This window comes from Candidatus Binataceae bacterium, from assembly GCA_036495685.1.
Taxonomy (GTDB): domain Bacteria; phylum Desulfobacterota; class Binatia; order Binatales; family Binataceae; genus JAFAHS01.
The window spans coordinates 1-5,158 of record DASXMJ010000028.1 but is presented as its reverse complement, the minus strand read 5'-3'; the positions used below and the strand labels follow the sequence as shown (position 1 = coordinate 5,158).

The following is a 5,158-nucleotide window of genomic DNA, read 5'->3' as shown; positions in this document are numbered from 1 at the left end:
ACTAGAAGGGAGACCAAGGCATGGCTATCACGCGAATGACGCTCAAGGAGATCAAAGCACGTCCGTCGAAGCGCGACCGCGCCAGGATCAAAGCGACCACTGAGGAGGATATTCGGCGCCACATGATACGACGTGCAGAATGTCGCCCTCGCTTTCACCGATGGCCCGGAAGCGACTCTCTCCGTAGCTGCAGCGCCTGTCCTGCCAGATTACCACCGGCCCCTCAAAAATTCGGGCGCCGTCATCGAAGCCGATGCCGCGTTCGCGCAGGGTCTTAGCGTGTTTGGCCTCATCTCCACTCAAACTCCACCTTACTATGGTACGCTTTAAGCGTACCTGCTGCAAATGCCGGTATCTATCGGTTAAGTGCCAAGCCGCCGCCGGCTCGGGAACCCAAGGCGTTCCATGTACGGCTGACAAGGTTACTCCACGTCTAGTGCCGGGCCGATCCGAACCGGACGAAACCTGTCGCTGCCTCAGGCGAATAGACGCCCGGGACAGAGCGAGCCGGATCGTGCGGAACTTTGGTCTCTCGGGAGATCAACCCCGCTCTTCCAGCACACCCAACTCGTGCCACATCCAAGTGAAATCATAGGGCGTCTCACCGTGCTCGCGTGCCCGCCTTCTCTCGCCGTTCTCCAGGAATTTCAACCATGAGATTACTTTCTCGCGCCCTTCCGGAAGGCGGACCGCGTCGCGCGGCGAGACGCTCCCCACTGCTGGCACCGGCTCGTTGATGATGTGGCGGTAGTGGTGGTCCAGAAACTCCCTGGTGACACGCGCAGCTTCCTCGGGTGGTATCGGGTCTGCGGCTTGGTTCGTGTTGCATCTTTCTCGACTTTCCGCGAGCGCGTTTTCCACACTCTGGGTTTCCGTGACCTGCTTGCCGAGCAGTCCCCTTAGGTGATGCCGAAGCAGTTCGATTCCGCGCTCGGCGCGCTCTTTCGAGTTGACCTCAAGGACAAGCCACTTCTTGCGCAGTTCGACACGCCCCATTATCAGGGCGCCACTGTCATCCCGGCTCACAATCGAGAATCCGTCTGCGGGCCTCACGCCCCCTGTCGCAGCTTCAAGCCGTTTCCAGGTCCAGAGCTTCCTGCTCCTCTCGCGCTCCAGTTCGGCAGCATCATCGAGGAGACGGGTGACCTCGTCTCGATGCTCGTGGTGCAGCGGAAACCGAACCGTCACAAAGGTGACTGCTTCTCCATCGAAATTCGTAAGATGGGGAAGCGGCGCCGTTAGCTTGTTGACCGTGTAGGCGAGCCAAACGGAGGTGATGGCCCTGGCGCCGCCCTCGAGCGCGACGGTGGTGTCGGCGAGCGTGTCTTCAATCGCGCGCCTGCTCTCTTCGGCGAGGCTGGGAAGCAGATCTGCGAGGCGTAGCCTTGTTTTCTCCACCGCGGCCCGGAAGATTTGCCGAATCGACTCCGCCGGTTCATGCGGAACGTGCAGAACCGCACCGGAGAGAAACCGGCGGTCGCCGACGGCCAATACTCGCGCGGCAAGCCGGTCCCACTTTATCGCGTCAAGAGAGCCGAGCCTTTCGTCCACCTCAATCGGAGCGCCGCCGCGGATTAGATCGCGCAGGATCAAGCTCCGGCCCAGGTTCACCTCGATCACTTCATAGACGCTCAGGACCGAGGCTCGCAACGCGTGCAAATAGTCGCGCCCCTGAATCGACTCCTTCCAGCCGCGCTGGTCCAGGTAGTCATCGACAATGTTGCGCCCTCTGGGACCCACGCGAGACGCGAGGAAATCCTCGAAGGCGCAGGCCTCGACCATCGAGTACAGGTCCTCCCCAAGCAACTGCGCCAAATCGTCCCCGTTCAGCCCGATCTTTGCGCATACCGGCTCAAAGTGTTCCGCAATCGTACGCGCGCATTCCTCTTTCCACCGTCCGCGCCGGGCCCACGAGGCCAGATGCTCGATCGCTTCGTCCGCTCCCGGAATCTTCATCGCCGGCACCTCCAGCACGGTCTTTCAACGATTTCCATGATCGCTTGCGGTGCGCGACCTGCAAACCTGTTGATTATCGCGAATCCACAGCGTGATCGGCTCGGCGGTGGCCGGGTCCGCTTTGAAAATCTACCGAAGAGCTTCTAACTAAGGTCGTGCTATCAGGCGCTGAGACGCTACGCGGCGCGTCCCCGCGGCTGAACCTCGCGTTCGATCCGCTCCTCGAATTCTTGCTGGGCCTTTTCCAGATCGTAGTCGCTCTGCAGACCGAGCCAGAACTCGGGGCTGGTCCCGAGGTGGCGCGCGAGTCGCAGGGCCGCCTCGGACGTGATCGCGCGCGCGCAATTCACGATCTCGTACATACGACTCACCGGGACGCAACGCGAGCGCCAGCGCATTGACCGTCACTCCCGCCGGAATCAGATAGTCTTCGCGCAGAACTTCGCCAGTATGGACTGGCGGGAGCTTCTTCCTCTTTGCCATCGCTGTTCTCCTTGATTCGCGTGCTTAGTGATAATCGACGATCGCGACCTCGTGCCCGTCGCCTTTGTCCCACACAAAACCGCACGATATTGATCGTTGATCCGGATGCCGTGCTGACCAATCAGGCCCTGTTTCAATGCGGCTCCGGTCACTCAGATCGCGATCTTCAATGCGATTCCGTGGAACGGCACCCGCGGCACTTCGACCCTACATTTACCGGGGGACTCTCTTGCGACCCGCACCAATCCATGACGCTCTAGGAGCCGGACGTCCTCCTGATCATTCTTGAAGTCGCGCCCCACAAGTTTGGCAAGCTCATACAATGACTGGGGGTCGACGCGTCCGAATGGCATGTAACAGCGAAGAGCCTGTCACGGGTCAGAAAATCGCGCGCCGCCCTCGAGGCTGGTGAAACGAAGTTCCTTGCGCCGGCCCTTGTGCGACTATTCTGGCGGCGACTCAAAAGGATCGTGCGTGGCAATCTCCAGCGGAGCAAAATGCCGCACATTTCTGGTGAGTACTGAGAGCCGGTGCACGATCGCAGTCGCGGCGATCGCTAGATCCGGAAACCCGGGGCTGAGTCCCTTGGCTCGCGCCCGGTCGGAGAGGCGGCCCGCACTTCGGGCAGCGGACACGTCGAACGGCAGCACCCGTTCCTGGTAGAGGTGCAGGAGCGTCTCGAGCCATCCACTCAGCTGCTGCGCCTTGCGCCGCGCCCCCTGCCGGCGCGCTTTGGCAATCCCGTCCTCGATCTCGGCGACCGTGATGCTCGAAAGGAACAGCCGCTCCGAGTTCTCGTCCATCCAATGCACCAGGGCGGGCGAAGCCAGCCCCCGCGACGGAGCTCCCGCCGAAATCACATCGGTATCGACCAGGTACACGTTCAGAGATTCGTGGTGCGCAGGGGGCCTCGGTTGCGCCGGGGCAGGTCATCTTTCGCAACCGGCGCGGCCATCAGCAGACGGCCGAACGAGGGTACGCGGGAGAGGCGTTTCCATTGCCGGTAGCCGAGCAGCACAGCCTCCGGTCTGCCGTGTCGCGTGATGACGTAGGCCTGACCCCGCACCGCTTCGTCGACCGCGGCCGACAGAGTAGCCTTGGCGTCCCGCAACTGTAGCTCTTTGGTCTTCATAATTCTGGTAACCACTGTAGTCATATTTAGCAGGCACCCAGCGCAACGGCAATCAACTACTACCGCTCCAGTCCTTCGTCACGATCGAGACCCCTGCCCTTCTCGCGGCCGCGTTCGCTGTCGGTCTGACGGACGAAGTTCCTGGCCGTGGGCGCGATGCCTGAGCTCTCGGCGGCGCGCAATTTCCCTGGTGATAGCTGGGCAGGTTCAGCCTGTGCAAGTAACTGAACGGCAAGCTAACGTTTTCATCCCACCTTCCTCTGAGCCCGGACATAGGCTTTCAATACCGCATTCATCCGCGATTGATACCGTTTGCCCTGAACCTTGAACCATTCCACCACCTCCCGATCCATTCGCAGCGAGATCGGGATCTTGCGTTCCGGAAGCACCAGCTTGGCGGTTCGAAACCACTCTTTATCGAGAATCGGGGCCGCGTCCGGATCGGCCTTGACGGCCCTCTCGATATCGCCGTCGGTCATTGCTCGGAGCCGGGCCCAGTCAGTCTTGGACTCCGCGGATTTGCGCTTACTTCGGGTTCGCTGCACGATATGCCTTGCGCTCACGATGATGCGCCCTCCTTGCTGAGATTATTCGGCGGGACTCGCCGCGGACGGCGTAGACCACTGTCAGTGCAAGGTCCTCCAGCATTCCGATCGCGATGATGCGTTCCTCGCCATAGTCACGGCGAAGGTCGCGCATTTCCAAAACCGGACCTTGGAAAATCCTGATGGCATCCTGAAAACTGACGGCGTGCTTCGCCACATTAGCCGCATTCTTGCCAGGGTCCCACTGGAACACCATTCGCGTATAGACACATTGTAGTTACACCTCAACCATCTGCCAAGCGCCTTTCGCTGCCCGACCCTACGGCTCCAGTCCCTCGTCGCGGTCGCGCCCATTCTCGCGTCCGTGATCTTTCTCAGCCTGATGGATGAAGCTTTTGACTTGAAGAGCGATGCCCTCCCATTCGAGGCGACGATGGGGTAGGCCCCGAAATATCACCCATCAGGGCCCTTGATTCTCCGACTTGTCGCTCTATAACCGTTGCACCCTGAGCCCCGGTATTTTCGGAAAGCTCCGCTCATCGCGCGTGGCTACGCTGTAATCCGTGGCAACCGCGGTGGCGCCGATCATCAAGTCGCGCTCCCCCACTACAGTCCCGCGCTTGGCCAAGTTAGCCCACAATGAAGCATGTACCCGCGCCACCGTAAGATCGAAAGCGATCACCGGGAGCTGCGCGAGCAATCCCTCGACGAATGCCTGACGCCGATGGCGTTGTGCTGCGGTCCTCGCCCGATGAACGCAATGCAAGAGCTCCGAAGCGGTAATCGCCGAGATTCGCGACGTCCTCTTCTGCGTAACGCGGCAGGACGTTACTTAAATCGAGATCGCCTCGCTCAGCAGCGATACGCACGCTTGAATCGATCAGCGTTGCCATCCGGATTTTTTCACGACGGGCTGCTTCTCGAGCAGCGTCTCTACAATTGCCAGATAGTCTTCATCTGGCTTCGGTAGTCTGCGCAGCAGGTCCACAAGATCGGCGCCGCTGAACTTGGGTGGTCGCGCCGGCAGGATCTCGCAAATCGG

General features: G+C 60.6%; 8 protein-coding genes. All 8 read right to left on the bottom strand.

Going from position 1 to position 5,158, the window contains the following annotated elements; all coding sequences use genetic code 11:
* Window positions 1-87 precede the first annotated feature (87 nt).
* On the bottom strand, window positions 88-303 hold the full coding sequence (locus VGI36_03160) for a BrnT family toxin (GenBank protein ID HEY2484117.1): 216 nt from the start codon (window positions 301-303) through the stop codon (window positions 88-90).
* Window positions 304-540: 237 nt separating this feature from the next.
* Complete coding sequence (locus VGI36_03155; GenBank protein ID HEY2484116.1) at window positions 541-1,956, bottom strand: hypothetical protein; 1,416 nt, start codon at window positions 1,954-1,956, stop codon at window positions 541-543.
* Between the two features lie 176 nt (window positions 1,957-2,132).
* Entirely contained in the window at window positions 2,133-2,354 is a 222-nt protein-coding gene (locus VGI36_03150) for a HigA family addiction module antitoxin (GenBank protein HEY2484115.1), read from the bottom strand.
* Between the two features lie 528 nt (window positions 2,355-2,882).
* A complete protein-coding gene (locus tag VGI36_03145) occupies window positions 2,883-3,320 on the bottom strand; it encodes a type II toxin-antitoxin system VapC family toxin (GenBank protein HEY2484114.1) in 438 nt (145 codons plus the stop codon).
* Window positions 3,321-3,322: 2 nt separating this feature from the next.
* Window positions 3,323-3,571 carry a type II toxin-antitoxin system prevent-host-death family antitoxin gene (locus tag VGI36_03140; GenBank protein HEY2484113.1) on the bottom strand — a complete coding sequence of 83 codons (249 nt, stop codon included), beginning with the start codon at window positions 3,569-3,571 and terminating at the stop codon, window positions 3,323-3,325.
* A gap of 245 nt (window positions 3,572-3,816) precedes the next feature.
* Window positions 3,817-4,050: a BrnA antitoxin family protein gene (locus VGI36_03135; GenBank protein ID HEY2484112.1), complete on the bottom strand. Its 234-nt coding sequence runs from the start codon at window positions 4,048-4,050 to the stop codon at window positions 3,817-3,819.
* A 46-nt stretch (window positions 4,051-4,096) separates the two neighbouring features.
* Window positions 4,097-4,372 carry a BrnT family toxin gene (locus VGI36_03130; protein ID HEY2484111.1) on the bottom strand — a complete coding sequence of 92 codons (276 nt, stop codon included), beginning with the start codon at window positions 4,370-4,372 and terminating at the stop codon, window positions 4,097-4,099.
* A gap of 373 nt (window positions 4,373-4,745) precedes the next feature.
* Window positions 4,746-5,009: a hypothetical protein gene (locus VGI36_03125; GenBank protein ID HEY2484110.1), complete on the bottom strand. Its 264-nt coding sequence runs from the start codon at window positions 5,007-5,009 to the stop codon at window positions 4,746-4,748.
* Window positions 5,010-5,158 lie beyond the last annotated feature (149 nt).

Bases quoted from the DNA above. Each gene is read 5' to 3' on its own strand.
- VGI36_03150 (HEY2484115.1), bottom strand. From the start codon at position 2,354: ATGCGCTGGCGCTCGCGTTGCGTCCCGGTGAGTCGTATGTACGAGATC.
- VGI36_03155 (HEY2484116.1), bottom strand. From the start codon at position 1,956: ATGAAGATTCCGGGAGCGGACGAAGCGATCGAGCATCTGGCCTCGTGG.
- VGI36_03135 (HEY2484112.1), bottom strand. From the start codon at position 4,050: ATGACCGACGGCGATATCGAGAGGGCCGTCAAGGCCGATCCGGACGCG.
- VGI36_03130 (HEY2484111.1), bottom strand. From the start codon at position 4,372: ATGGTGTTCCAGTGGGACCCTGGCAAGAATGCGGCTAATGTGGCGAAG.
- VGI36_03140 (HEY2484113.1), bottom strand. From the start codon at position 3,571: ATGAAGACCAAAGAGCTACAGTTGCGGGACGCCAAGGCTACTCTGTCG.
- VGI36_03125 (HEY2484110.1), bottom strand. From the start codon at position 5,009: ATGGCAACGCTGATCGATTCAAGCGTGCGTATCGCTGCTGAGCGAGGC.